This is a genomic window from Paraburkholderia bonniea (assembly GCF_009455625.1).
Taxonomy (GTDB): Bacteria; Pseudomonadota; Gammaproteobacteria; order Burkholderiales; family Burkholderiaceae; genus Paraburkholderia; species Paraburkholderia bonniea.
In genome coordinates this window covers 1,134,509-1,159,235 of sequence record NZ_QPEQ01000001.1, presented here as the reverse complement: position 1 = coordinate 1,159,235, position 24,727 = coordinate 1,134,509, and the positions used below count along the sequence as shown (strand labels likewise).

Genomic DNA, 24,727 nt, shown 5'->3' with positions numbered 1-24,727 from the left:
ACACCATGAAGCGCCACCTCTCCTCTCTCGGCCTCGCGTTCTGCGCGCTCACATACAGCCAGGCTTATGCCACTCCGAGCGCAGATATCAACCCCACACCTGGCGTCCTGTCGCGCCACGACACGGCCTCCACGCTGCAATGGCAAGCCGTCGATGACGACGTGCTGGCTCAGCAAACCGGCAAGTACGCCAATGCCTCGATGATTTCAGGCTTCGTGCTGACGCTGCTATCGCAGTGGCAGCTACCGAATGGCGCAAGCGCCACGGCTCAGGGCACGCTTAGCGCAAGCCATAACGCGCTGAACCAGATCAGCGCCAGCGTCAGCACCCAGGCCAGCGTGATGAATGGCAGCGGCAATAGCGGCGCGAATCCGCTAGCGCAGACCCGTGGCGCACAGGGCATTTCCGTCAACGGCGTGTCACAGATCACGCAGGTGGCAGGCGACAGCAACTTCGGCCTGAACAACGCGGAAATCAGCTTTAGCAACGCCGCTCTGCCCTCGCTGCCAGGCGGCAACAACAACCCGAATGCGAGCGCCGCCAATGCCGCAGGCACCTTAAGAGCCTCGATTTCATTCGGCAACGGCGGCGTCAGCATAGCTCTGCAAACACCTGCTGGGCTGGCCACACAAACCATCGCACCGAGTGGCGCACAACAAGCGGGCGCGATTGCACAACTGCTGCAGATCACAGGCAACCGGCAAAACGTCGTCAATCAGTTGCAGCTCAGCCTGCAAACGCTGCCTGTGGCGGCCACGATGCTGCGTCAGGCAAGCGTGCTGCAAGCCATGCAGAACGCCATCGCCAGCACAAGGAGGTAAGGCGCACCAGACGCCACCACGCTTCAGCATAAAAACCAGGACACATCAATGCGGCTGCGCACTGCATCAGAACGCTGGCTGGGCGCAACAGGACTCACCGGGGGAAGCAAAATGATGAACGTCATCGCTGTCTTCGCTATAGGCAGGCCACGCGTCGCATGCGCGGCTATTCCGCTCGCCGTCATGCTGCTGGCCTGCTCGCTAGAGGTTCAGGCTCAGGCACTGTCGGGCCAGTCAATCGAAAGCCGTCTGGACACGCTCATGCGTGTGGTCGACGAGCAGCAACGGCAAATCCATGCACTCGAACGCCAGCTCACCAGCCTGGAGATGAACCAGCGCGGCCGGGGCGCGCCGGGTTATGGCGCGCCAGGAGATGCCAGCGTCGCGGCCCAGCCAGGTGCTGACGGCTTGCCGATTCCGCTGCAACTAGCTCAAGTCAGCCCCGGCGCGCCCGCGCCCGGCGACGCAACCGGCACGGCAACGGGAGTCCCTGTCACGCCATCCGTGCCGGGGGGCTCCGATAACGGCACCATCGGCCAGACCCAGAAAGCCAGCGAACCCGTGCGCACCCAGGCCGAAGAAGCCGTGGTGCAACGCGAACACGCGCCGCTCTTCGATCACAAGCTGACGCTCGACTGGGGCCTCAGCGACACCTACTACGACCGCCGCCAGTTGCAACTATCGGGCTTCCTCGCACTGGATGCGATCTTCCTCGGCAACCTCAACCTGGGACAAACCAAGTCGCACCAGGTGATGGCGGATCTGGATACCCGTTATGGCATCACCGAGCGCATGAGCATTGATATCGATGTGCCGTACCTGTATCGCAGCAGCAACTTCATCGTTGGCGGCGCAGGCGGCGCGGCCAACACACTGTCCGACGCGACGGTCAATTCACACGCGCTGGGCGACGTGAATTTTGGCGTCTATTACCAGTTCATCAAGGAAACCAGCGACATCCCCGATATCGTCGGCAGCCTGCGCATCAAGGCACCCACCGGCACCTCACCATTCGGCATCAAGGTGCAGCAGGCGTCGGACGACAACACCAACCTCGTCGCGCCCAACAAGCTGCCAACCGGAACCGGCTTCTGGAACATCACTGCCGGGGTGTCCGCGCTGAAAACTTACGATCCCGTAGTGCTGTTCGGCAGCGTTTCGTACACCTACAACATCGGCCGCTCGTTCGCCGATATCTCATCGGTTGTCGGTCAAACCCAGCCCGCCACCGTGAAGCTGGGCAACATCATCCAGATCGGCGGCGGCGTAGCGCTCGCGTTCTCAGATAAAGACTCGGCCAGCGTGTCGTACACGATGGCGTTCGAACCTCAAACCAAAGTCAAGTCACCCGGCGGCACTAACTCGGGTGTGCCAGGAAGCGAAACCACCGCTGCCGTGCTCAATTTCGGCCTGAATCATGTGGTCAACAAGCATCTGACGATCAATGGCGCGGTGTCGCTTGGCCTCACCCCGGACGCACCGAATTTCGTCGTCGGCGTGCGCTTCCCCTACACCTTCTAGTGCATCCGTCCCGAGGTCCATCGTGCGCGCTCCCCCCCATCTGACCAGCGTGACGCCGCTGGCGAAGTCACGCCTGCACCTGTCTGTCGCCCATGCTGATAACGAACCCGCACCACGCACCCAGCCCGCTCAACCAGCCGCTCCCGAGCCCTGCCGCACCCTGCTCTACGCGGCGCGAACCCCCGACGACACACTGATGGCCCATCTGCAAAGCTGCGGCTGGGTGCTTGCACTCGCGCGCACCGCGCACGAACTCGGACGGCGGCTCACGCCTGGGATGAGTTACGCGGGCATCATCGACATGGCAAGTTTCAGCCCCCATGAACTGGGGCCACTCGAAGCACTGCTGCGGCAGCAGCAAATCGGCTGGATTGCGCTGGCCAGCCCCGAGCGGCTAGCCGATGCTGAGGTGCGGCGTCTGATCCGGCATTACTGCTTTGACTACGTGAAGCTGCCCGCCGCGCACGTGATGATCGACTACCTCGTGCGCCACGCCGTCGGCATGGCGACGCTGAGCGCCTCCGATCTGGCCAGCGCCACGCCACCGCCAGGCACACCCGGCGACGACGAAATGGTCGGCACCTGCGACGCCATGCAACAGCTTTTCCGCACCATCCGCAAAGTTGCCAACACCGATGCCAGCGTGTTTATTTCCGGTGAATCCGGCACGGGAAAAGAGCTGACCGCACTAGCGATTCATGAACGCTCGCCGCGCCGCAAAGCTCCGTTTGTCGCCATCAACTGCGGCGCGATTCCGCCGCATCTACTGCAATCCGAATTGTTTGGCTACGAGCGGGGTGCGTTCACCGGCGCGAACCAGCGCAAGATCGGCCGGGTCGAAGCCGCTAATGGCGGCACACTGCTACTCGATGAAATTGGGGATTTGCCGCTGGAAAGCCAGGCTAGCTTGCTGCGCTTTCTTCAGGAAGGACGCATCGAACGCCTGGGCGGACACGAATCCATCGCCGTGGATGTACGGATCATTTCGGCCACCCATATCCATCTCGAAGACGCCATGCGCCAGGGCACCTTTCGCGCAGACCTGTTCCACCGCCTGTGCGTGCTGCGCGTAGATGAGCCACCGTTGCGCGCACGGGGCAAGGACATTGAAATTCTGGCGCATCACATCCTGCACAAATTCAGCTCAGATAGCGCCCGGCGCATGCGTGGCTTCACACCATGCGCGATTGAAGCGCTGTACAACTACCCGTGGCCAGGCAATGTGCGCGAGCTGATTAACCGGGTCCGGCGCGCCATCGTGATGGCAGAGCACAAGCTGATCGCCGCAGCCGATCTCGATCTGGCGCAATACGCCGCGCAGCAAACGGTCAGCCTCGCGCAAGCGCGTGAGAGCGCCGAGAAACACGCCATCGAAACCGCGCTGCTGCGCCACCGCCACCGCCTGGCTGAAGCCGCCGCCGATCTGGGGATTTCACGCGTCACGCTGTACCGGCTGATGAGCGCGCATGGCCTGCGAGATGCCGAAGTGGCCAGCGGGCCGCCTTAAGACACGCACCAGACACGCACCATGCATGTACCAGGCATGCGCCATGAACCTGTTCGCAGTCTTTGGCGCAGCCGTGCCGGGAGGTGTCTGGATGGTGTCTTGCCGTCACAAGGCGGCACCTCATCGTTGATTCCCTGGATGCTCTGCGGACGATCGCCGAGAGCAGCGCCAAGCGCTACGGTTCACTAATTCACTAATGTGCGAGTCAACGCTCGGAAGTGACGCCAGCCGCGCCAAAGCTCAATGAACGGGCGCGAAAGCCTCGATACACGCCGCATGTGGATCAAGCCGGTGCTTGCCGCCGATACCGCATCCCTGCGCGAATCACCGGCCAGAACACTGAAAGCCGGGAACAGGCCGCCTCTCGCCGCTAGGTCGTTGAGCGCGCACATACGCGGTGTGCAGGTTTCAGCCCACCGCCCATGCGCTTCGAGTGGCGGCTCGACAGCGAGTGACAGCGAGTTATCGTGAACCAGCTTCAGAACACACCCTCCCGGACCATGGCGGCCGCAGCGGTCACGGCCGCCATACGGGCATCGGGTAGAATCGCCGCGCCTCCATTCCTTCTTTCCTCGATGACGACGCTCACCTTGATCGTCGCTCGCGCCCGCAATGGCGTGATCGGCCGTAACAACCAGTTGCCCTGGCGGCTTCCCGAAGATCTCGCCTTCTTCAAACGCACCACGATGGGCGCACCCATCATCATGGGCCGCAAAACCCACGAATCCATTGGCCGCGCACTCCCCGGCCGGCGCAACATCGTGGTCACGCGCGACGCCACGCGCCGCTTCACTGGCTGTGATACAGCGACCAGCCTGGCGGAGGCACTCACACTCGCAGCCCAGGACCAGGCTCCCGAAGCGTTTCTGATTGGCGGCGCGCAGCTCTACAACGAAGGCTTGGGCTACGCCGACAAACTAATCGTCACCGAGATATCTGCTGACTTCGAAGGCGACGCCACGTTTCCGGCTCCCGACCCAGCGCACTGGAAAGAAGTCGCGCATGAAACCCATCGGGCCGATGCGCCGAATGATTTCGATTACGCGTTTGTCACCTACGAACGGCGCACAGCCACCCCCAGCGCGCGCCATACGAGCTAGCGGCAGCGGCTACGGCCACAACCGCAGCGACGGCTACCGCTACCGCCATAAAAAAAACGCGACGGCAAATGACTGCCGTCGCGTTTTTTTAAGCTGCCGCGCCGCTTTGACTACAGCGGCCACCGGCGCTTTACCTTCCGTCACTGCCCTGCAATCGTCATCCGCTCGATCAGCACGGAACCCGTTTGCTTCGTACCACGCACGATCGTATCCGCGCCAATCGCAACGATATGCCGGAACATCTCCTGCAGCGTGCTCGCCACGGTAAATTCCTCAACCGGATACTGAATCTTGCCGTTCTCGACCCAGAAGCCCGAGGCCCCGCGCGAATAATCGCCCGTCACGTAATTGACACCCTGCCCCATCAGTTCAGTCAGCAGCAAACCCGTGCCGAGCTTTTTAAGCATCGCTTCGAAGTCGTCGTCCGGACGCGTTTTAGTGCTGGTCAGGGACAGGTTATGCGAGCCGCCCGCGTTACCCGTGGTCTGCATGCCCAGCTTGCGCGCCGAATACGTCGACAGAAAATAACCTTCCACCACCCCGTCTTTCACCACCGAGCGCCGCTGCGTGCGCACCCCTTCTTCGTCGAACGGCGCACTGCCCATCGCACGCAACAGATGAGGGTCTTCGTTGATCTGCACGTGAGGCGCGAATACCGGCTTGCCGAGGCTGTCGACCAGAAACGTGGTCTTGCGATACAGCGCGCCGCCGCTGACGGCCTGAACAAAGGCACCCAGCAAACCCGCCGCGAGAGGTGCTTCGAACAGCACGGGCACCTTGCGCGTATCAAGACCGCGTGCGCCCATCCGCGCCAGCGCCCGCTCTGCGGCATAACGCCCGACGGCTTCGGGAGCGGCGAGATCTGCGGCACTGCGTTTGGAGCTGTACCAGTCGTCGCGCTGCATGTTGCGCCCCGCGCCCGCAATCGGCGCGCAAGCAACGTAATGACGCGAATACGGATAACCCGCGAGAAAGCCGCGTGAGGTGCCGAGGACAAACTGCGAATGCTGTGCCGACACGCTCGCGCCTTCTGAATTGCGAATCCGTGGATCAGTGGCAAAGGCCGCGTCTTCGGCACGGCGCGCGATATCGGCAGCCTCGTCGGCGCTCAGATTCCATGGCTGATACAAGTCGAGATCGCGCGGTGCGGTTTCAAGCAGCTCGCTTTCTGGCAGGCTCGCGCAATCGTCTTCGGCCGTAAAGCGGGCAATGTTGTAGGCCGCTGCCACCGTATCCCTGAGCGCTGCCGGAGAAAAATCCGAGGTACCTGCATTGCCACGCTTATTGCCGATAAACACCGTGACGCCCACCATTTTGTCGCGGTTATGTTCGATCGTTTCGACCTCGCCGCGCCGCACGGAAACCGACAGGCCATCGCCTTCGGAAATTTCAGTCGCGGCATCCGTCGCACCCAGCGACTTCGCGTGACGCAGGATGTCTGAAGCAATTTGCTTCAGCTCATCTTGTGTATGCGGGAAAAACCGTTGTTTGACGTCCTTGTGTGCTGCCATTGTCGTGCCGTCCTGTATTGCCTTTGGATTCGGAGCCGAAGCTCGCCTGGTGCGCGTCAGCGTGAAGCTGCGATGAATCTCGTTTCACTGCGCCGCGTCGCGTCCCGCGATCATAACAAGGTCAGACAGGCTCACCCTGGATTTGCCTGGCGCGGTGGCGACTGGCTGTAGGGCTCATGACAGAACCCGCTCCATCGCAGCGGCGACACCTGATGAAGCGGTTACGCAAGCTGATGGGATAGGGAGGTACGCGAGCGGAACGAGCCGTCATGCCGGGTTACCTAATAGTGCAGATCAATCCATCGCTCTGAATCTGGGAGCGATGATTTTCACAACTAGCTGGCGCGGCGAGTGGCGAATGTTCGCATTCATGGCTCATATCGCAGACCAGATCAACTGGAATGACTTCATATGGGACAAACGCGCTCTACGCCCACCTCTTCTTATCGCCCTGGAATACCAGTCAACGGAGCGGACACGTCAATTCAAAAAGAAACTACCGTGCAGCAACGTCCGCACGCCGAATCCAGCATCCGCGCGACAGGCTGCCTGAAACTGGCGCTGTCTTTCTGCTTTATCACGGGTGGTGCCTGTGGCTTCTGGCTCTCCAGCAGCCCAAACAAAGTCAATCAAGCTCCGTCGCCCATAGGGCAAGAACCGGTCAGCCTGACTATCGGTGGCGCATTCGGTGCTGGAGGCATCTTGCTGCTTCAAGGAGCCGGGGATATCTACCGTTCATTTGCCTCGCCTGACAAGCCGCCAGCAAACCAGATGATGCCGCTGCTTCAGTCAACGGGCGTTTGATGTTTGATGTTTGATGTTTGATGTTTGGCTTCTAACATCTGGCTTCTGGCGCAACGCAGCGTGGGCTTCACACCCGGCATGCCACAATCTGCGGCACACCGGGCGCGAACCGGGCCCCCCATCCGTGAACGAGACACCACCATGCTTGAACTCCGCCCCACCTGCGAGCACTGCAACCAGGCGCTGCCGCCCGCCTCATCGGCGGCCCGTATCTGTTCTTACGAATGCACGTTCTGCGCCACCTGTGTCGCAACGGTGCTCGCCAATGTCTGTCCAAACTGCGGCGGCGGTTTTATGCCAAGGCCCGTCAGGCCCGCGCACAACTGGAAAAACGGCAATTGCATCGAGCAGCACCCGGCCACGGCGAAAATCACGCACAAGCCAGTTGATCCTGCCGCTCACACGCAGTTTGCCGCGCAGCTCAAAACCATTCCGCCCGAACGCCGTTAGCCGATCTGCCACTCTGCCGCGCCATCGTTCGCAGCGCATTCGGGCAACTCATTCGCCCACTCGCGCTACACCCTTCGTGAGGTAGCACCGCCCGCGCGCGTCAAACCCGGCCAACCACAGGCCCCCAAGCGCGGACCCCGCAGTTACAATGCCGCCCATGACACGCAAAACCCGCATCCAGCCCATGGAAACCGCTGTCGCCAGCGAAGAAGACGACAACGGCTACGACCGCCCCAGCAAATCGCAATTGAAGCGCGACATGCACGCCCTTCAAGAACTCGGCGAAGCGCTGATCGCCCTGCCCAAAGATGCGTTAAAGCGCATGCCGATGCCCGAAAAGCTCGACGACGCAGTGCGCGAAGCGCGCCGCATCACCGATCACGAAGGCAAGCGCCGCCAGGTACAGTACGTCGGCCGCGTGATGCGCACGCTCACCGACGACGAAACCGCCGCACTGCGCCTCGCTCTCGACACCCAGCGCGGCGTCAACAAGGCCGAAACCGCGCGGCTGCACTGGATTGAGCGCACCCGCGACAAACTACTCGCCGACGACACCGCGCTCACCGAATTCATCCGCCAGCATCCGCAGGTCGATCCGCAACAAGGCCGCATGCTGATCCGCAATTCCCGCAAAGAAACCCTGCAAGGCAAACCACCGCGCTATTACCGCGAGTTATTCCAGTGGATCAAGCACGCCGATGACCCGCGCGCCAGCGCCGATGAAGCCGACGGCGACACCTTCAGCGACGATGATGACGACACCCAGCCGTAATCACCCTGACGAGATCGTCATTGGGCTCGTCTCGATCAGTGACCGGGCCAGCAGCGGCGTTTACGACGACAAGGGCATTCCGGCGCTGACTGAATGGCTCAGCCACGCGCTCAGCTCACCATGGCGGGCAGAAACACGGCTCATCCAGGACGATGCGGCAACGATTAGTGCGACCTTGATTGAACTTGTCGATACGGTGGGTTGCGATCTGGTGCTGACCACTGGTGGCACCGGGCCGGCGCGGCGCGATGTAACACCTGAAGCCACGCTGGCGGCAGGCAGCAAAGAAATGCCAGGATTTGGCGAGCAGATGCGGCAGATCAGCCTGAACTTTGTGCCAACGGCGATTTTGTCGCGTCAGGTTGCGGTGATCCGCGAGACCGCGAACCATGCGGCGCTCATCATCAATTTGCCCGGACAGCCAAAGTCGATCCGCGAAACCCTCGAAGGGCTGCGCGATGCATCAGGTGCCCTGCAAGTGCCGGGTATTTTTGCGGCTGTGCCGTATTGCATCGACCTGATTGGCGGGCCTTATGTCACGACCAACGCCGCTGTAGTGGCAGCGTTCCGGCCGAAAAGCGCACAGCGGGCAACCAGCGCCTGAACCCCGTGCAGAACAACCGGGGCTCCAACCAGCGAGGTTCAGGCCTCGCCGCTGGCCTGAGCCGCTGGCGTTCCAGGCGCGTCAGACATGGCAGGCATGGCAGGAATCAGGAAATGTTCGCGGTAGTACTTGAGTTCGTCGATGGATTCGTGAATATCGGCCAGCGCGGTATGCATCGCACGCTTTTGAAAGCCCTTGTAAATCCCCGGCTGCCAACGGCGGCACAGCTCTTTCAGGGTGCTCACGTCCAGATTGCGGTAATGGAAAAAACGCTCCAGCTCCGGCATCCAGCGCGCCATGAAACGCCGGTCCTGACAAATCGAATTGCCGCACATTGGGGACTTGCCCGGCGGCACATAGGCACCCACAAAAGCACGGATCTGTTCGACCGCGCCGGCCTCAGTGACCGTTGAAGCCTGCACCCGCCCGATCAGACCCGAACGGCCATGAGTGTTCTGATTCCATTGATCCATGCCGGCGAGCGTCTCATCACTCTGGTGGATCGCCAGCACGGGGCCTTCTACCAGACGCTCAAGCGTTGAGTTGGTCACTACCACAGCAATTTCGATAATGCGATCGTGCTCGGGATCCAGCCCGGTCATTTCCATATCCAGCCAGATGAGATTCATATCGCTGCGCACGAGCGGCAGCTGAGCGGTGGTGGTGGAAATATCAGTCATGAAAGACAAGCCCAGAATGTGGTCTGGCAGCGCACCGGTCCAAACCCGTAGGCCCGCACGGCGCACACGCAGTACCAGTAAAAGATAAAACCGCCATGCGTCTCTTGCCGTCCAGCAGCCCCCAGCGCGAGGCACGAGCCCGCCCGGACGGCGGCAACAAACCTATAATTCTCGCATAGTTACCACGGAACTCCGTATGCCCACCCTGTACTTCACCGCACTCTTCGTGCTCGCCGTTGTGGCCATGACCCTCGTCAAGCTCTGGCTCGCCACCCGGCAAATCCGCTTTGTCGCCACGCACCGCGACGCAGTGCCCGCGCAGTTCGCCAATGCCATTGCGCTTAGCGCGCACCAGCGCGCCGCCGATTACACCATCGCCCGCACCCGCCTGGCCATCATCGAGATCGTGGTGAGTTCCGCAGTGCTGATCGGGCTTACGTTGCTGGGCGGGATCCAGTGGCTCGACCTGGCGTTCAGCGACTGGCTCGGCCGCGACTACGCCGGACAGATCGGGCTAGTAGCCGCAGTGATCGCACTACTCAGCCTGATCGACTTGCCCTTCGAGTATTACCGGCAGTTCGTCATCGAAGCACGCTTCGACTTCAACCGGATGAGCCGCGGCATCTTCTTCGCAGACCGGCTGAAAGGCTTGGCGCTGGGGGTAATTCTCGGGTTGCCGCTGTTATTTGCCGTGCTCTGGCTGATGAATCAGGCGGGCAGCGCGTGGTGGCTCTGGGCATGGGTCGTCTGGGTCGGGTTTCAGTTGCTGGTGCTGCTGCTCTATCCAACCTTTATCGCGCCGCTCTTCAACAAGTTCGAACCGCTCCAGGACGACGCACTAAAAAGCCGTATCGAAGCCCTGATGCAGCGCTGCGGCTTTGCCGCGAAAGGGCTCTTCGTGATGGATGGCAGCCGCCGCTCGGCTCATGGCAATGCGTATTTCACGGGCTTTGGTGCCTCGCGCCGCATTGTCTTCTTCGACACCCTCCTCGCGCGCCTGAATGGCCGTGAAATCGAAGCCGTGCTGGCACACGAGCTCGGCCACTTCAAGCGACGTCACGTGATGAAACGCATGGCCGTCACCTTCGCGCTGAGCCTCGTCATGCTCGCGTTGCTCGGCTGGCTAGCGCAATGCGTCTGGTTTTACGAAGGGCTTGGCGTGCGGCCATCGCTGATTGGCGGCAATAGCGGGCTCGCGCTGGTGCTGTTTTTTCTGGTCGCCCCGGTTTTTCTATTTTTTGTCACCCCGCTTGGCAGCCTCAGCTCACGCAAACATGAATTCGAAGCGGATGCCTTCGCCGCTACCCAGACCGATGCCCAGGATCTGGTCAATGCGCTAGTCAAGCTGTACGAAGATAACGCCTCGACCCTGACCCCCGACCCGCTTTACAGCGCGTTTTATTACTCGCATCCGCCTGCGTCACAGCGAATCGAGCGTCTGCAGCAAGCCCTCGCATGAACGGCCGCCCTCCCCGCAAAGCGCCGCGCGCCTCCAGCGGCACCCGCGTGCCAGGCCTCGTGATTGCCGCGCACGGCCGCCACTATCTGGTGGCACCCGAAGACGGCAGCGCAATGCTGCAATGCTTTCCTCGAGGCAAACGCAGCGAGATCGCAGTAGGCGACCGCATCATCTACGAGCCGACCTCGGCCGACCAGGGCGTGATCGTCGAAATTGGCGAGCGGCGCAACCTGCTGTACCGCTCCGATCAATACAAGTCGAAACTGTTCGCCGCCAACCTCGACCAGTTGCTGATCGTGCTGGCCACCGAACCGCATTTCAGCGAAGACCTGCTCGGCCGTGCACTGGTCGCTGCCGAAGCCCACGGGTTAAAGCCACTGATCGTGCTCAACAAAACCGACGTCACGGCTGAATTGCCACGCGCGCGGGCGCGGCTTGAACGTTATGCAGGGCTGGGCTATACGGTGCTCGAACTGTCGATCAAGGCGCAACCCGAGCACGCCCAGGCGCTGCTGGCGGAACATCTGCATGGTCATGCCACGTTGCTGCTCGGTCAGTCAGGCATGGGCAAATCGACCCTCGTGAACCTGATCGTCCCCAACGCCGAAGTCGCCACGCGTGAAATTTCGACCGCACTCAATAGCGGCCGTCACACCACGACCTTCACCCGGCTGTATCCCTTGCCAGACGGCGGCGCACTAATTGATTCACCTGGCTTTCAGGAGTTCGGCTTGCACCATCTGACCGAAGGCCAGCTAGAACGCGCCTTCCCTGAATTCCGGCCGCTGCTGGCGCACTGCCGCTTTTACAACTGTCATCATTTGCAGGAGCCGGGTTGCGCGATTCTGGAAGCGGTTGAAAAAGGCGAAATCGCACGTGGGCGGCATACGCTTTATGCCCAACTGGTCCATGAGGCCAGCCAGATCGTGCGTTGATGACACACGGAGTCGGCATGATCAAGTTCGTTCGCGCACCCAACCTGCTGATCGCACAGCATTGGCTCAATCTGCTAAGCGCAGCAGGTATTCAGTGTGAATTGCGCAACCGCTATCTAAGCGGTGCACTGGGAGAGATTCCGGCCGATCAGTGCGCGCCCGAGCTATGGCTGGCAAACGCGTCTGACGAAGAACTGGCACGGCAATTGATTGAAGCTGGCGCAAAGGACCCAGCGTTTGATGCATTGCCCTGGCACTGTGGGCAATGTGGTGAACGGCTCGAAGCGCAATTCACGATGTGCTGGCAATGCGGCGCGGCACGCGAGCCACGTGACGACACGCCAGCACACTAACTGCCGGGTTGCGTCAGGCCATCCACACGGCGATAGTCAGCATCAACAGCAATAGCATCCACAAAATCACGGCACGCCATACGAGACCCACGGCCGACTGCAAAGTACGCGGCGTGCAATCGTCACCTACCTGCACCAACCCGCCGTCCCCGGAGGACAGTGCATCGAGGCTGGACGGCTCAGCCAGCGGCCCGCTCAGACGCGCACCAAGCGCACCACTGCCCGCAGCCAGCAGCACGCCATCGTTCGTATCCGGCCATTGACGGGCATGATTGCGCCACGCGTAAACCGCATCTTCGAAATTACCGACAATCGCAAAACCAAGCGACGTCAGCCGTGCAGGCACCCAGTCGATCACAAAAAACGCGCGCTGCGCAAAACTGGAAAAGGCTTCAGTGCGCTCCGCGCCTGGCTGCGACCACTGCCGCGCGAGATATTCGGCGACCCGGTACAACACGGCACCCGCTGGCCCCACCGGCAAGAGGAACCAGAAAAACACACCAAACACGTGCCGATGCGAAGCCACGACTGCGTGAATTAGCGTATGCCGGACGATTTCGCTAACCGGCATATCGACGGTATCGAGCCCGGTCCATTCGTGCAGAATTTCACGCGCGCGTGGCATGTCGTCGTTATTGAGCGCGAGATGAATATCGGTGAAATAGTGGCTGAACTGGCGAAAGCCGAGTGTGAAATACACCACGGCGATATTCCAGAAAAACGCCAGCATGAAGTTGATGTGATGCAGCACGTAATAGACCAGCGCGACCATCAAGGTCCAGGGCAGCACCACGACCAGCCATGCCAGCACGCCATGCTTTGGCTTGCCTGCATCAAAACCTTGTGCAGCCCATCGGGCGTGATATTGAAGCAGTGCGGATACTGCATTTCCGGGCGCCAGCGCGCGCATCTGTTCGATGATAAGAGCCAGCAATACAGAGAAAAAAGTCATGCTATGCGCCGTGAGATTCGGGTTATACGAACGATGCAGAACGATAGCACAGGGGCTGCTATACCAGATCGGGCAAGCCCGTTGATGCTGGCAGAGAACCCTCGTCGCCAGGCGTTATTCAAGCCGCTAAAAACCGGTATAGATTGCGCAGCATCGCCGCTGTGGCACCCCAGATGAAATACTGCCCACTGGCGCGCTCCGTATCGCTCCCGCGGGGGTATGGCATGGCAAAGAAGCGCCGCTCACCGCCCTCCCAATGCAGCACTCGCACCTCGTGATGAAGGGGATTCATCAAAAACCTCAGCGGCACCTCGAAAATTTCGGCCACCTCAAGCGTATCGGCTTCGAGCAAAAACGGCGGATGAATGAGGCCAACCACGGGCGTCACCAGGAAACCCGTACCCGTCAGATAGTCGGGCAGCGAACCCAGCACTTCGACATGGCGCGGATCAAGACCAACCTCTTCCTGAGCCTCGCGCAACGCAGTGGCAATAGCGCTGGCATCAAACGGCTCGCGGCGGCCACCTGGGAAACTAATCTGGCCAGCATGATCATGCAGATGATCGGCACGTTGCGTCAGCAGCACGCTCAGGCCGCTCTCACGCACGACAAGCGGCATCAGCACCGCTGCGACACGAGGATCAGCCTGGGTCGGTGCCTGGACGTCAACAGGTTCGGAGGTCCATTGCACTGGCCGCCTGAAATATGCCCGCAAACCCGCAGCGGATAGACGTTCGGGGTCAACCTGGGGCAAATCATTCCCCACGGATTCGACAGGCAATGCTTCGGGTTCGAAAACAGGACGGGTCACGGGTCACAACCAATAAAAAAGCACCCGGGTGGGTGCTTTTCTTGCAGCTATTACGCTTGAGGAGCTGTGCGGTTCTTCGACACCAGCTTTTCCTTGATCCGGGCCGATTTGCCCGAACGCTCGCGCAAGTAGTACAACTTTGCACGGCGTACATCACCACGGCGCTTCACTTCGATGCTTGCCAGCAGCGGCGAGTATGTCTGGAACGTCCGCTCAACGCCTTCACCCGACGAAATCTTGCGCACGATAAACGACGAATTCAGACCACGATTGCGCTTGGCAATCACGACACCTTCGTAGGCCTGAACACGCTTACGCGTCCCTTCAACCACGTTCACGCTGACGATCACTGTATCGCCAGGAGCGAATTCAGGGATTGTCTTACCGGCGAGCGCGCGCCCGATTTCTTCTTGTTCAAGTATTGCAATCAGATTCATCACTAACTCCTAAAGCCATCTTGTCGGCGTTCGTACCTGCCTTGCGTATCACGCGCGGCGACGGCCCCGATAGAGGATGGGTTCACATCTGGCACCGCCCACGCATGGCCGGCACCGCCTGTGTCTCATGCGAAATGCTCCAGAGGTTTAAGCCCGGGGCGCTTCCTTCATGAGACTTGCGAGCCATGCCTCATCAGCACGGCTCAACATCTTGTTTTTTCTCGCCTGATCAATCAAGTCAGGACGCTTGTGCAGCGTGTTACGCAACGCTTCACGGCGACGCCATTTTTCGATTTCGGCATGATGCCCGCCCAGCAGCACATCTGGCACCCGCGCACCGTCGAGCTCTTCAGGGCGTGTGTAATGCGGGCAATCCAGCAGCACATCCACAAAACTGTCCTGAGCCGCCGATTGCGCGTCGTTGAGCACACCTGGCAACTGACGCACCACCGAATCCATCAACGCCATCGCGGGCAGCTCTCCACCCGACAGGACAAAATCGCCAAGACTGATTTCTTCGTCGACACACCGGTCGATCAGGCGCTGATCGATGGCTTCGTAGCGGCCACATAACAGGATCAACCCTGGCACTTGCGTGAGCTGCATCACTTTGCGGTGATTCAGCGTGGCGCCCTGCGGGGACATCATCACCACCCGCGAATTGCCAATACCTTGCTGCGCCTGAGCCAGCCGGGCCGCACCAATCGCATCTTCCAGCGGCCGCGCCAGCATCACCATGCCGGGGCCACCACCGTAGGGGCGATCATCAATGGTGCGATAGCTGTCAGCCGTGAAATCGCGCGGATTCCAGGTACGCAAACCATAACGCGCCTGCTTCGCCGCCCGGCTGGTAATACCCCAGTCAGTCAGCGCGCGAAACATCTCAGGAAAGAGCGTTACAACATCAAACTGCATCGCCCGCTCCCACTATCCGCACCAGTTAATAGTCTGCTTCCCAGTCGACAGTGATTTGCTTCGCTGCCTGGTCCACTGCCTTGACATATACGCCGACAAACGGAATTAACCGCTCAGCCGTTGTGTTCTTGCCCTCTACGCCACTGGCCTGATACGCAACGCGCAATACCGAATGCGCGCCGTTGTCGATCATGCCAGCGACCGTGCCAAGCGCAACACCCACCTCGTTGACAACATCAAGCCCCAGCAGATCAACCCAGTAAAACTCATCGGCTTCGAGGGCAGGGAAATCGCTGCGGCAAATATAGACGCGCGTGCCTCGCATCAACAGCGCAGCATCACGATCCGTCACGCCGCCCAAAGCGACAACAACACTGTCGCCATGAACTTTCGCGCCCTGCGCCCCAGTCGAGCGGCGCTCATGGTCTTTTAACAGCCACCAGCGCGGTGCAGTCAGCAAAGCATCGCCGCCACGCCCTGCATCCGCATGAGCCGCGACCTTCACCCACCCTTTTAGACCATAGGAATCGACGATCACGCCAACTTCCACGGCATCGTCCGGCCAGCTTTCAGCGGACTCCGCGCGCAGCGTCAAATCAACCGTGCCCGTGCTGGCAGCACGCTCGACAGGTTTACGTGAAAACGCGCCAAATGAAATTTGGGCGCGTTCAGTCTTACTGGAATCATGCGTTGCCATAACCAACCATAACCAGCCTAAGCCGGCCCAAGAAACGACAGCCTGCTAAACCCGTTTGGCTCCGGCACAAACTAGCCTGACGCAAAAAGCGCCAGCCAGAGGTGCACCGCAAAGCCAATACCAGCCGTACCGGGCTAGTCAGGTCGATATCAGGCAGCAGCCGCAGCGGCCTTTTGTGCTTCTTTGACGAGACGCTGAACGGTAGGCGACAGTTGCGCGCCAACACCTTGCCAGTAAGTCAGGCGATCTTGAGCGATACGCAACGCTTCGCCCTTTGTTGCTATCGGGTTGTAAAACCCAACGCGCTCGATAAAGCGGCCGTCACGACGGTTACGCGAATCGGTTGCGACGATATTGTAAAAAGGGCGCTTCTTCGAGCCGCCACGAGCCAGGCGAATGATGACCATACTAGAATCCTTGAAAACCGGGGTTCGGAAACACTAAAACGCGCGATTATAGACTGAAACCGAAGCCATAACAAACACTTACCGCCACAAACCCAATTGAGCACCGTCCTGCGAAGCCATTCGTCCCGAAAACCATGTGGGCCTGAAACGTCCGTTTTTACAGTTGCCCAAGCCCGCATGGGTGCCTGCAACAGACGGAACAGATGGAACACATGGGCAAAAGCCCAAAGCGGGATGTTTATAAACCTGCCATTTACGAGACCACTGAGACCCGCCCCTGGCCGCCGCATCCAGCCAGGCATCCAGCGAGCGTAGAATGCCCGCGAAACAGATTTCCCCCGCCTCCGCGCCCATTCCGCTCATCTCACTTATCTATTAATCACCTTACCGTCGACGTCACATGAATACCCCTGCCTCGCATCTTTCCCGCTTCAAATCGAAAACGATCACCGCTGCACTGGCGTTTTTCTTCGGCAGCCTCGGCGCGCATCGCTTTTACCTATATGGGCTGCGCGACCTGGCTGGCTGGGCTCATCTGCTTGGCACACTAATAGGTATTCCCGGGTTCATGCTGCTCGTCGCAACCGAGCGCGGCTCGGTACTGGGCTGGATCCTGGCCTTCGCCGGAGCAGTCTCGCTGCTCTCCGCCTTTCTGGCCGCCATCGTGTACGGGCTGCGCCCTGACGAAAAATGGGATGCGCAGTTTAATGCGGGCACCGAGCGGCATAGCCGCTCCGGCTGGACGGTGATTTTCATCATCATCTTCGCGCTGCTCATTGGTGCCTTCCTGCTCATGACCGGCCTCGCCCTTTCGTTTCAAACCTACTTTGAAGCGCAGGTTCAGGCAGCAAAAGCACTATCTCAATAATGTTGCAGCGCAGCCAGAATAAAGATCAAGGCAAAGGTCCGGACAAAGCTAGAACAAATCCAGTTGCGCCTCTCCGTCACGTGGCCGGGCCGCGGCCTGCACGCCACGGAACTGCGACATATCGAGAATGCCGCGCGAGCGTTCATTCAGGCCAACGCGGCGCACCGCCTGACGAAAACGCTGGTGCAACAGGTCAGCCCACGGCCCTTCACCCTTCATCCGGCTGGCAAACGATGCGTCGTAATCTTTGCCGCCACGCATGTCACGCACGCGATTCATCACACGCTCAGCGCGGTCCGGAAAATGTGCGTCCAGCCACTCCCTGAATAGCGGCGCGACCTCCCACGGCAAACGCAACACGATATAGCTGGCATGGGTCGCCCCCGCCTCGGCACACGCCTCCAGCACCCGCTCAAGATCGGGCTCGGTCACAAACGGAATGACCGGCGCGATGCTCACCCCCACCGGCACCCCCGCTTCACTCAACGTGCGAATGGTGCGCAGCCTGCGCGCGGGCGTGGCCGCACGTGGTTCGAGCGTTCGCGCCAGCGCTGGGTCGAGCGTGGTCATCGTGATCGCGGCCATGACTTGCTTGCGCGCGGCCATGGGTGCCAGCAGGTCGAGATCGCGCTCAATCAGTGACGACTTGGTGATCGCAGCAAAGGGATGGCCGTATTCGGCCAGCACTTCGATCACCTGGCGCGTCAGCCTCAGATCGCGTTCAACCGGCTGCCAGGCATCGGTAATCACCCCCAGCGCAATCGGCTCAACAACGTATGAAGGCCGGGACAATGCCTGGCGCAGCAATGCTGGCGCGTTGATTTTGGCGTAAATGCGGCTCTCGAAATCGAGCCCGGGAGACAGCCCCAGATAGCTGTGCGTCGGCCGCGCAAAGCAGTAAATGCAGCCATGCTCGCAGCCGCGATAAGGATTGAGCGATACGTTAAAGGGAATGTCTGGCGACGCGTTACGCGTCAGGATGCTTTTAGCCTGCTCTTCAAACACTTCAGTGCGTAACACTGCAGGCTCATCCGCCTCGCCGGGTTCAGCAAGCGGTGCCCAGCCATCGTCAACCGCGCTACGCTGATCGACCTCATAGCGCCCTTGCAGATTCGTGACAGCACCGCGCCCCTTACGGGGCACCGGAGAAGCAAGCGGAAATTCAGCGCGGGAATCAGTCACAGCGGAAAGCAGGAAAGAGAAAGCGGAAACGGAAACGAAATAAAAAAGGAGGCTCGAATACTGTACAAACATACAGCATTCGAGCCTCCTGGTCGAGCCTCTTTTTACTTACTCCGCCACTGAAATCATCAGCGTTTCCTTGATTTCCTCCATCACCACATAGCTCTTCGACTGCACCGCCCCCGGCAATTGCAGCAGGATATCGCCCAGCAGCTTGCGGTAATCGGCCATTTCGCCAATCCGGGCCTTGATCAGATAGTCGAAATCCCCCGAGACCAGATGGCATTCCAGCACCTCAGGAATCTTCTGCACCTCGCGGCGAAACTGGTCGAACATATTGCCGCTCTTGTGATCGAGCGTGATCTCGACGAATACCAGCAGCGCCGCGCCCAGTTCAACGGGATTAACCCGGGCGTAATAACCGGTGATAACGCTATCGCGCTCCATGCGCCGCACCCGCTCAATACAGGGCGTCACCGACAACCCAACTTGCTCCGCAAGGTCTTTCATCGCCATCCGGCCGTCTTGCTGAAGCAGCGCAAGAATCTTGCGGTCAAGATTGTCCAGCGCACGAACTGACTGACGTTGCATTCGCATAAATTACCTCTGAAAAACTGAAAAATACAGTAACAAAAACTGCATTAAGCAAAATACTATAGACAAAAATACTGGGCTCGCTGAACTAATAGTGCGCGCCCCTTGGGTATCACACGCTGAAACCAGAATTAAAACCAAAGCGATTGCTGCCAGCAGCCATTCGCCCCTCGATTTTTCGGAGCAGCTATGCGTATCGTTGTGTTAGGCAGTGGCGTGGTTGGCGTAACCAGCGCTTATTATCTCGCCCGGGCTGGCCACGAAGTCACCGTGATCGACCGTGAACCCGGTCCCGCGCTCGAAACCAGTTTTGCCAACGCCGGGCAGATTTCGCCAGGTTATGCCGCGCCGTGGGCCGCGCCTGGCGTGCCGCTCAAAGCCATCAAATGGATGTTCGAGAAGCACGCGCCGCTATCGATCCGTCTCGACGGCACGCAGTTCCAGTTGAGCTGGATGTGGCAAATGCTGCAGAACTGCACCACCGCGCGTTATGCCATTAACAAAGGCCGGATGGTCAGGCTGGCGGAATACAGCCGCGACTGCCTGCAAGCCTTGCGCACCGACACCGGTATTCAATATGAAGGCCGGATGGGCGGCACGCTGCAGGTGTTCCGCACTCAGCAACAGCTTGATGGCGCAGCCAAAGATATCGCGGTGCTCAAAGAGGCCAATGTGCCGTACGAACTCTTGATGCCCGCCGATCTCGCCCGAGTCGAACCCGCGATGGCGGCCATCTCGCACAAGCTCACCGGTGGCTTGCGCCTGCCTGGTGACGAAACCGGCGACTGCCAGTTGTTCACCCAGCGCCTCGCCACGCTTGCCACAGAACTGGGCGTCACCTTCCGCTACAACACGCCAGTCGATGCGCTCGCATTAAGCGGTGGGCGTATCGCTGGGGTCCAGTGCGGTCATGAACTGGTGCGTGCAGAGGCTTATGTCGTCGCACTGGGCGCTCATTCGACTCCGCTTCTCGCGCACACGCTCAAGATCCCGGTGTATCCGCTCAAGGGCTATTCCATCACCGCCCCCGTTCTCAATGCAGCGGCCGCGCCGGTTTCCACCGTGCTGGACGAAACCTACAAGATCGCCATCACGCGTTTTGATGACCGGATCCGGGTCGGCGGCATGGCGGAGATCGTCGGCTTTGACAAGACGCTCAAACGGGCCCGGCGTGAAACGCTCGAGATGTGCGTCAACGATTTGTTTCCCGGTGGCGGCGATACCTCAAAAGCGACCTTCTGGACCGGCCTGCGCCCGATGACGCCCGATGGCACGCCAATCGTCGGCCGCACGCCGCTCTCTAACCTTTTCCTGAATACGGGGCATGGCACGCTGGGCTGGACGATGTCATGCGGCTCAGGCCAGTTGCTAGCCGATCTGATATCGGGCAAGCAACCGGCCATCCGCGCCGATGATCTGACCGTGCATCGCTATCTGGGTGCCACCGACAACACAGCCCGGCCCGCTTTCGCCTGACCGGCCAGGGCGCTACGTCTGGCGTCTGGCGTAGCGCCTGGTAGCAAAACAGCCGTCCCTCAACGGCTGCTTAACTTCTACTCAACGGTTGTTTAACGGCTAGTTGATTTAACTAGCCAGGCTGGCCGGAATAAGCCGAGACAAACCCGGCCCGCCTCAGTAGCAAAAGCCACACGCATCACGCGCATCAAGCTAAAACTGGTCTTCTGTCAGCGCCAGCACGCCCTGATCGCCTTTCGCACTCACAATCGACGCTTCGAGCGCGCTCGCCTGCGGCAAGACATGCTCGGCAAAAAACTGCGCCGTAGCGATCTTCGCACCATAAAACGACGGGTCTTCAGCTTGCCGCTCAGCGGCAGCCAGCAACGCCCGCGCCATCTGCCAGCCACCCAGCACAATCCCCGCGAGCTTCAGATAAGGCACGCTGCCAGCAAACACCGCGTTCGGATCGCTTTTTGCATGGGCAATGACAAACGCAACGACCGCCGTCAACGACTGATGCCCGGCGCTCAGATAACGCCGCATCGAGTCGAACGCCGCGCCTTTTTGCGCCCCTAGCGCTTCGAGCGTATGCGCCACGCCATCGAGCAGCGCGCGTGCCACCGCGCCACCATCCCGCAGCGTTTTGCGCCCGATCAGGTCATTCGCCTGAATCGCTGTCGTACCTTCGTAAATCGGCAGGATGCGGGCGTCACGGTAATACTGCGCAGCACCAGTTTCCTCGATAAAACCCATGCCACCATGCACCTGCACGCCCAAACTCGTGACCTCAAGCGACAACTCGGTGCTCCAGCCTTTCACCACTGGCACGAGAAATTCATAAATCGCCTGGTGTTCGGCCCGCTTCGCCTCATCAGGATGCGCATGCGCCAGATCGCAGTGCGCCGCCGCGACATACGCCAGTGCGCGGGAGGCTTCGGTCAACGCCCGCATCGTGGCCAGCATCCGGCGCACATCGGGGTGGTGAATGATCGACACCGACTGCTTCGCCGAGCCATCAACCGGACGGCTTTGCACCCGGTCTTTCGCATAGGCAGCCGCCTTCTGGTACGCCCGATCAGAAATGCCCACACCTTGCATGCCCACGGCAAAGCGGGCGGCATTCATCATGATGAACATGTATTCGAGGCCGCGATTTTCTTCGCCGATCAAATGACCTAGCGCTCCGCCATGGTCACCAAACTGCAACACCGCCGTCGGGCTCGCCTTGATGCCCAGCTTGTGCTCCAGCGAAACGCAGTGCACGTCGTTACGTGCACCAATCGAGCCGTCGTCATTGAGCAGAAACTTCGGCACGATAAAGAGCGAAATGCCTTTCACACCTTCCGGTGCGTTCGGCGTGCGCGCCAGCACGAGATGGACAATGTTCTGCGCCATATCGTGCTCGCCCCACGTGATAAAAATCTTCGTGCCAAACAGGCGGTAAGAACCATCGTCTTGCGGTTCTGCGCGGGTGCGCACCAGCGCCAGATCCGAGCCGGCCTGGGGCTCGGTCAGGTTCATCGTGCCGGTCCACTCGCCAGATATCAGCCGAGGAACGTACGCCTGCTTTTGAGCCTCGGTGCCTGCAGTCAGCAACGCCTCGATAGCACCATCGGTCAGCAATGGACATAACGCGAACGATAGATTCGACGCATTCAGCATCTCGATGCAAGGCGTCGCTATCAGCTTGGGCAACCCTTGCCCGTCATACGCAACAGGATGCTGCACCCCTTGCCAGCCGCCTTGCGCGAACTGGCGAAACGCCTCGCCAAAACCCGGCGTCGCACTCACTGCGCCGTCATGCCAGTGGCTTGGGTTACGGTCGCCGGTCACATTCAGGGGGGTCAATACCTCACCGCACAGTTTCGCGGCTTCTTCGAGCACGGCCTGGGCCGTGTCGGAATTCGCGTCCTCAAAGCCCGGCAGCGCAGCGATCTGCTCCAGGCCAGCCAGCTCTTGCAGCACAAACAGCATGTCTTTGACAGGGGCGCGATACATGTCAGTTCTCCTCCAGCTCTCGATATTTATGATGAAAAAAAGGGTGCCGGACGAACAGGTCAGGCACCCCTTGATGTATTGCCAGCTACCGCTTGCGGCGTCTGGCCCGGTATCTGTCTGGCGCTCAGTTCAGCTCAGTTCGCCGACAAGCTGGGGCACGAGTTCGAACAGATCGCCCACCAGACCGTAATCAGCCACCGAGAAAATCGGCGCTTCGGGATCTTTGTTGATCGCCACGATGACCTTGGAATCCTTCATCCCGGCCAGATGCTGGATCGCCCCCGAAATACCGACCGCCAGATACAACTGCGGCGCGACGATCTTGCCGGTCTGGCCAACCTGGTAGTCGTTAGGCACGTAGCCCGCATCAACGGCCGCGCGCGATGCGCCGAGCGCCGCACCCAGTTTGTCCGCGAGCGGCTCCAGCACACGCGTGTAGTTTTCACCGCTGCCCAGCCCACGCCCACCCGACACAATGATCTGCGCCGAAGTCAGCTCCGGACGGTCCAGCTTCGTCACTTCGCGGCTGACAAACTGCGACAGGCCCTGGTCTGCCGCTGCGTCAACCGGCTTCACCGTCGCCGTGCCGCCCGTGGCTGCGACCGGATCAAAACCTGTGGTGCGCACCGTGATGACCTTGACCGGATCGAGCGACTGCACTGTTGCCACCGCATTACCGGCGTAAATCGGCCGCTCAAAGGTATCGGGGGAATCCACTGCGGTGATATCGCTGATTTGCGCGACATCAAGCAACGCCGCTACGCGCGGTGCAATGTTTTTGCCGTAAGCGGTTGCCGGTGCCAGGATGTGCGAATAATTTCTGGCGATGGCCAGTACCGTCGCACCGACGTTTTCCGCCAGCCCCGCCGCGAGTGATGGCGCATCCGCCAGCAGCACCTGAGCCACCTCCGCGATCTGCGCGGCCTGTTCAGCGGCGGCCTGGGCATTGTGGCCCGCTACCAGCAGATGTATCTCACCGCCAATTTTCTTTGCTGCCGCCACGGTATTCAGCGTGGCCGCCTTGATCGACTCGTTGTCGTGTTCAGCAATTACCAGAATCGTCATTTCGTTGCTCTCCGTTACAGCACCTTGGCTTCGGTTTTCAGCTTCTCAACCAGCGTTTTCACGTCCGGCACCTTGACGCCCGCGCTGCGCCGCGGCGGCTCGACAACCTTCAGGGTTTTCAGACGGGGACTGATATCGACGCCCAAGTCTTCCGGCTTGAGTGTTTCAAGCGGCTTTTTCTTGGCCTTCATGATGTTGGGCAGCGTCACGTAACGGGGTTCGTTCAGACGCAGATCGGTGGTAATCACAGCGGGCAGCGAGAGCGACAGGGTTTCAGCACCGCCATCTACTTCACGCGAAACCTGAACCCGGCCATCGGCCATCACCACCTTTGAAGCAAACGTCGCTTGCGGCAGACCGGCCAGCGCGGCGAGCATCTGGCCGGTCTGGTTTGAGTCGTCGTCGATCGCCTGTTTGCCAAGAATCACCAGTTGCGGCTGCTCCTTGTCCACCAGCGCTTTGAGCAGTTTCGCCACAGCCAGTGGCTGCACTTCTTCATTCGCTTCGATCAGGATCGCGCGGTCGGCACCAATCGCCAGCGCGGTGCGCAGCGTTTCCTGGGCCTGCGTCACGCCTACCGACACCACAATCACTTCCGTCGCCACCCCCGCTTCTTTCAGACGCACCGCTTCTTCTACCGCGATCTCGTCGAAGGGGTTCATCGACATCTTCACATTCGCAATATCAACGCCCGTGCCGTCCGATTTGACCCGAACCTTGACGTTGTAATCGACCACTCGTTTGACTGGCACCAGGATTTTCATGCACACGCTCCAAAGTTACGAATACGTCAACCTTGCGCACTTTATAGCGATAGCCTTGTCGC

General features: G+C 60.2%; 26 protein-coding genes. 13 read left to right on the top strand and 13 right to left on the bottom strand.

The window, feature by feature from the left end:
• Positions 1-5 precede the first annotated feature (5 nt).
• From GH656_RS05065 to GH656_RS05050, 4 genes are all read left to right on the top strand, one after another.
• The gene (locus GH656_RS05065; protein WP_153074876.1) at positions 6-821 is read left to right on the top strand and encodes a peptidase C39; all 816 of its coding nucleotides are present in this window, start codon (positions 6-8) and stop codon (positions 819-821) included.
• Between the two features lie 114 nt (positions 822-935).
• Complete coding sequence (locus GH656_RS05060) at positions 936-2,342, top strand: hypothetical protein (protein ID WP_153076563.1); 1,407 nt, start codon at positions 936-938, stop codon at positions 2,340-2,342.
• A gap of 22 nt (positions 2,343-2,364) precedes the next feature.
• Positions 2,365-3,849, top strand: a complete 1,485-nt coding sequence (locus GH656_RS05055) for a sigma-54 dependent transcriptional regulator (RefSeq protein WP_246184206.1) — start codon at positions 2,365-2,367, stop codon at positions 3,847-3,849.
• 575 nt (positions 3,850-4,424) lie between these two features.
• Positions 4,425-4,949, top strand: a complete 525-nt coding sequence (locus GH656_RS05050) for a dihydrofolate reductase (RefSeq protein ID WP_153076562.1) — start codon at positions 4,425-4,427, stop codon at positions 4,947-4,949.
• Between the two features lie 140 nt (positions 4,950-5,089).
• Here the strand turns inward: GH656_RS05050 and pmbA are convergent, their stop codons facing one another.
• The gene (gene pmbA, locus GH656_RS05045) at positions 5,090-6,460 is read right to left on the bottom strand and encodes a metalloprotease PmbA (RefSeq protein WP_153074874.1); all 1,371 of its coding nucleotides are present in this window, start codon (positions 6,458-6,460) and stop codon (positions 5,090-5,092) included.
• Positions 6,461-6,961: 501 nt separating this feature from the next.
• Between pmbA and GH656_RS05040 the strand changes: the two genes are divergently transcribed.
• From GH656_RS05040 to mog, 4 genes are all read left to right on the top strand, one after another.
• The gene (locus tag GH656_RS05040) at positions 6,962-7,264 is read left to right on the top strand and encodes a hypothetical protein (protein WP_153074873.1); all 303 of its coding nucleotides are present in this window, start codon (positions 6,962-6,964) and stop codon (positions 7,262-7,264) included.
• 141 nt (positions 7,265-7,405) lie between these two features.
• Positions 7,406-7,714 (top strand): DUF1272 domain-containing protein, encoded by a 309-nt coding sequence (locus GH656_RS05035; RefSeq protein WP_153074872.1) that lies wholly within the window; start codon positions 7,406-7,408, stop codon positions 7,712-7,714.
• 157 nt (positions 7,715-7,871) lie between these two features.
• A complete protein-coding gene (gene yjgA, locus GH656_RS05030) occupies positions 7,872-8,486 on the top strand; it encodes a ribosome biogenesis factor YjgA (protein WP_281349636.1) in 615 nt (204 codons plus the stop codon).
• Positions 8,467-9,090, top strand: a complete 624-nt coding sequence (gene mog / locus GH656_RS05025) for a molybdopterin adenylyltransferase (protein WP_153076561.1) — start codon at positions 8,467-8,469, stop codon at positions 9,088-9,090. Before yjgA ends, mog begins: the two co-directional genes overlap by 20 nt.
• Positions 9,091-9,128: 38 nt before the next feature.
• On the opposite strand, the gene orn is transcribed toward mog, so the two are convergent.
• Positions 9,129-9,770, bottom strand: a complete 642-nt coding sequence (gene orn, locus GH656_RS05020) for an oligoribonuclease (protein ID WP_153074870.1) — start codon at positions 9,768-9,770, stop codon at positions 9,129-9,131.
• Positions 9,771-9,966: 196 nt separating this feature from the next.
• On the opposite strand from orn, the gene GH656_RS05015 reads away from it, so the two are divergent.
• The 3 genes from GH656_RS05015 to GH656_RS05005 are packed head-to-tail and all read left to right on the top strand — an operon-like array spanning position 9,967 to position 12,517.
• Positions 9,967-11,229 carry a M48 family metallopeptidase gene (locus GH656_RS05015; RefSeq protein WP_153074869.1) on the top strand — a complete coding sequence of 421 codons (1,263 nt, stop codon included), beginning with the start codon at positions 9,967-9,969 and terminating at the stop codon, positions 11,227-11,229.
• The gene (gene rsgA, locus GH656_RS05010; RefSeq protein WP_153074868.1) at positions 11,226-12,164 is read left to right on the top strand and encodes a ribosome small subunit-dependent GTPase A; all 939 of its coding nucleotides are present in this window, start codon (positions 11,226-11,228) and stop codon (positions 12,162-12,164) included. The genes GH656_RS05015 and rsgA overlap by 4 nt, the downstream gene beginning before the upstream one ends.
• 20 nt (positions 12,165-12,184) lie before the next feature.
• Positions 12,185-12,517 carry a putative signal transducing protein gene (locus tag GH656_RS05005; RefSeq protein ID WP_153076560.1) on the top strand — a complete coding sequence of 111 codons (333 nt, stop codon included), beginning with the start codon at positions 12,185-12,187 and terminating at the stop codon, positions 12,515-12,517.
• 13 nt (positions 12,518-12,530) lie between these two features.
• Here the strand turns inward: GH656_RS05005 and GH656_RS05000 are convergent, their stop codons facing one another.
• The 6 genes from GH656_RS05000 to rpsP all read right to left on the bottom strand — a co-directional run bounded on the left by GH656_RS05000 (position 12,531) and on the right by rpsP (position 16,736).
• Positions 12,531-13,469 (bottom strand): CobD/CbiB family protein, encoded by a 939-nt coding sequence (locus GH656_RS05000; RefSeq protein ID WP_153074867.1) that lies wholly within the window; start codon positions 13,467-13,469, stop codon positions 12,531-12,533.
• A 118-nt stretch (positions 13,470-13,587) separates the two neighbouring features.
• Entirely contained in the window at positions 13,588-14,280 is a 693-nt protein-coding gene (locus tag GH656_RS04995; protein WP_153074866.1) for a CoA pyrophosphatase, read from the bottom strand.
• Between the two features lie 50 nt (positions 14,281-14,330).
• On the bottom strand, positions 14,331-14,717 hold the full coding sequence (gene rplS, locus GH656_RS04990; RefSeq protein WP_153074865.1) for a 50S ribosomal protein L19: 387 nt from the start codon (positions 14,715-14,717) through the stop codon (positions 14,331-14,333).
• 147 nt (positions 14,718-14,864) lie between these two features.
• On the bottom strand, positions 14,865-15,632 hold the full coding sequence (trmD, locus tag GH656_RS04985; protein WP_153074864.1) for a tRNA (guanosine(37)-N1)-methyltransferase TrmD: 768 nt from the start codon (positions 15,630-15,632) through the stop codon (positions 14,865-14,867).
• Positions 15,633-15,657: 25 nt separating this feature from the next.
• Positions 15,658-16,329 carry a ribosome maturation factor RimM gene (rimM, locus tag GH656_RS04980; RefSeq protein WP_153074863.1) on the bottom strand — a complete coding sequence of 224 codons (672 nt, stop codon included), beginning with the start codon at positions 16,327-16,329 and terminating at the stop codon, positions 15,658-15,660.
• A gap of 149 nt (positions 16,330-16,478) precedes the next feature.
• On the bottom strand, positions 16,479-16,736 hold the full coding sequence (gene rpsP, locus GH656_RS04975; protein WP_153074862.1) for a 30S ribosomal protein S16: 258 nt from the start codon (positions 16,734-16,736) through the stop codon (positions 16,479-16,481).
• Between the two features lie 400 nt (positions 16,737-17,136).
• On the opposite strand from rpsP, the gene GH656_RS04970 reads away from it, so the two are divergent.
• The gene (locus GH656_RS04970) at positions 17,137-17,604 is read left to right on the top strand and encodes an NINE protein (RefSeq protein WP_153074861.1); all 468 of its coding nucleotides are present in this window, start codon (positions 17,137-17,139) and stop codon (positions 17,602-17,604) included.
• A 48-nt stretch (positions 17,605-17,652) separates the two neighbouring features.
• Here GH656_RS04970 and GH656_RS04965 read toward each other — a convergent pair whose 3' ends face one another.
• Entirely contained in the window at positions 17,653-18,786 is a 1,134-nt protein-coding gene (locus GH656_RS04965) for a PA0069 family radical SAM protein (RefSeq protein ID WP_246184205.1), read from the bottom strand.
• A 108-nt stretch (positions 18,787-18,894) separates the two neighbouring features.
• Complete coding sequence (locus tag GH656_RS04960; RefSeq protein WP_153074859.1) at positions 18,895-19,383, bottom strand: Lrp/AsnC ligand binding domain-containing protein; 489 nt, start codon at positions 19,381-19,383, stop codon at positions 18,895-18,897.
• 186 nt (positions 19,384-19,569) lie between these two features.
• Here GH656_RS04960 and GH656_RS04955 point away from each other — a divergent pair, with 186 nt between their 5' ends.
• A complete protein-coding gene (locus GH656_RS04955; RefSeq protein ID WP_153074858.1) occupies positions 19,570-20,856 on the top strand; it encodes a D-amino acid dehydrogenase in 1,287 nt (428 codons plus the stop codon).
• A 192-nt stretch (positions 20,857-21,048) separates the two neighbouring features.
• On the opposite strand, the gene GH656_RS04950 is transcribed toward GH656_RS04955, so the two are convergent.
• From GH656_RS04950 to GH656_RS04940, 3 genes are all read right to left on the bottom strand, one after another.
• Complete coding sequence (locus tag GH656_RS04950; protein ID WP_153074857.1) at positions 21,049-22,836, bottom strand: acyl-CoA dehydrogenase; 1,788 nt, start codon at positions 22,834-22,836, stop codon at positions 21,049-21,051.
• Positions 22,837-22,965: 129 nt separating this feature from the next.
• On the bottom strand, positions 22,966-23,901 hold the full coding sequence (locus GH656_RS04945) for an electron transfer flavoprotein subunit alpha/FixB family protein (RefSeq protein ID WP_153074856.1): 936 nt from the start codon (positions 23,899-23,901) through the stop codon (positions 22,966-22,968).
• A 14-nt stretch (positions 23,902-23,915) separates the two neighbouring features.
• Positions 23,916-24,665, bottom strand: coding sequence for an electron transfer flavoprotein subunit beta/FixA family protein (locus GH656_RS04940; RefSeq protein WP_153074855.1), 750 nt, complete (start codon positions 24,663-24,665; stop codon positions 23,916-23,918).
• Positions 24,666-24,727: the final 62 nt, after the last annotated feature.

Coding starts and splice junctions, on each gene's coding strand:
- GH656_RS05015 (WP_153074869.1), top strand. CDS start 9,967: ATGCCCACCCTGTACTTCACCGCACTCTTCGTGCTCGCCGTTGTGGCC.
- GH656_RS04970 (WP_153074861.1), top strand. CDS start 17,137: ATGAATACCCCTGCCTCGCATCTTTCCCGCTTCAAATCGAAAACGATC.
- GH656_RS05000 (WP_153074867.1), bottom strand. CDS start 13,469: ATGACTTTTTTCTCTGTATTGCTGGCTCTTATCATCGAACAGATGCGC.
- rimM (WP_153074863.1), bottom strand. CDS start 16,329: ATGGCAACGCATGATTCCAGTAAGACTGAACGCGCCCAAATTTCATTT.
- trmD (WP_153074864.1), bottom strand. CDS start 15,632: ATGCAGTTTGATGTTGTAACGCTCTTTCCTGAGATGTTTCGCGCGCTG.
- GH656_RS05060 (WP_153076563.1), top strand. CDS start 936: ATGAACGTCATCGCTGTCTTCGCTATAGGCAGGCCACGCGTCGCATGC.
- GH656_RS04960 (WP_153074859.1), bottom strand. CDS start 19,383: ATGCGAATGCAACGTCAGTCAGTTCGTGCGCTGGACAATCTTGACCGC.
- GH656_RS05035 (WP_153074872.1), top strand. CDS start 7,406: ATGCTTGAACTCCGCCCCACCTGCGAGCACTGCAACCAGGCGCTGCCG.
- GH656_RS04955 (WP_153074858.1), top strand. CDS start 19,570: ATGCGTATCGTTGTGTTAGGCAGTGGCGTGGTTGGCGTAACCAGCGCT.
- rplS (WP_153074865.1), bottom strand. CDS start 14,717: ATGAATCTGATTGCAATACTTGAACAAGAAGAAATCGGGCGCGCGCTC.
- GH656_RS04950 (WP_153074857.1), bottom strand. CDS start 22,836: ATGTATCGCGCCCCTGTCAAAGACATGCTGTTTGTGCTGCAAGAGCTG.
- GH656_RS05050 (WP_153076562.1), top strand. CDS start 4,425: ATGACGACGCTCACCTTGATCGTCGCTCGCGCCCGCAATGGCGTGATC.
- GH656_RS04940 (WP_153074855.1), bottom strand. CDS start 24,665: ATGAAAATCCTGGTGCCAGTCAAACGAGTGGTCGATTACAACGTCAAG.
- pmbA (WP_153074874.1), bottom strand. CDS start 6,460: ATGGCAGCACACAAGGACGTCAAACAACGGTTTTTCCCGCATACACAA.
- rsgA (WP_153074868.1), top strand. CDS start 11,226: ATGAACGGCCGCCCTCCCCGCAAAGCGCCGCGCGCCTCCAGCGGCACC.
- rpsP (WP_153074862.1), bottom strand. CDS start 16,736: ATGGTCATCATTCGCCTGGCTCGTGGCGGCTCGAAGAAGCGCCCTTTT.
- orn (WP_153074870.1), bottom strand. CDS start 9,770: ATGACTGATATTTCCACCACCACCGCTCAGCTGCCGCTCGTGCGCAGC.
- yjgA (WP_281349636.1), top strand. CDS start 7,872: ATGACACGCAAAACCCGCATCCAGCCCATGGAAACCGCTGTCGCCAGC.
- mog (WP_153076561.1), top strand. CDS start 8,467: ATGACGACACCCAGCCGTAATCACCCTGACGAGATCGTCATTGGGCTC.
- GH656_RS05065 (WP_153074876.1), top strand. CDS start 6: ATGAAGCGCCACCTCTCCTCTCTCGGCCTCGCGTTCTGCGCGCTCACA.
- GH656_RS04945 (WP_153074856.1), bottom strand. CDS start 23,901: ATGACGATTCTGGTAATTGCTGAACACGACAACGAGTCGATCAAGGCG.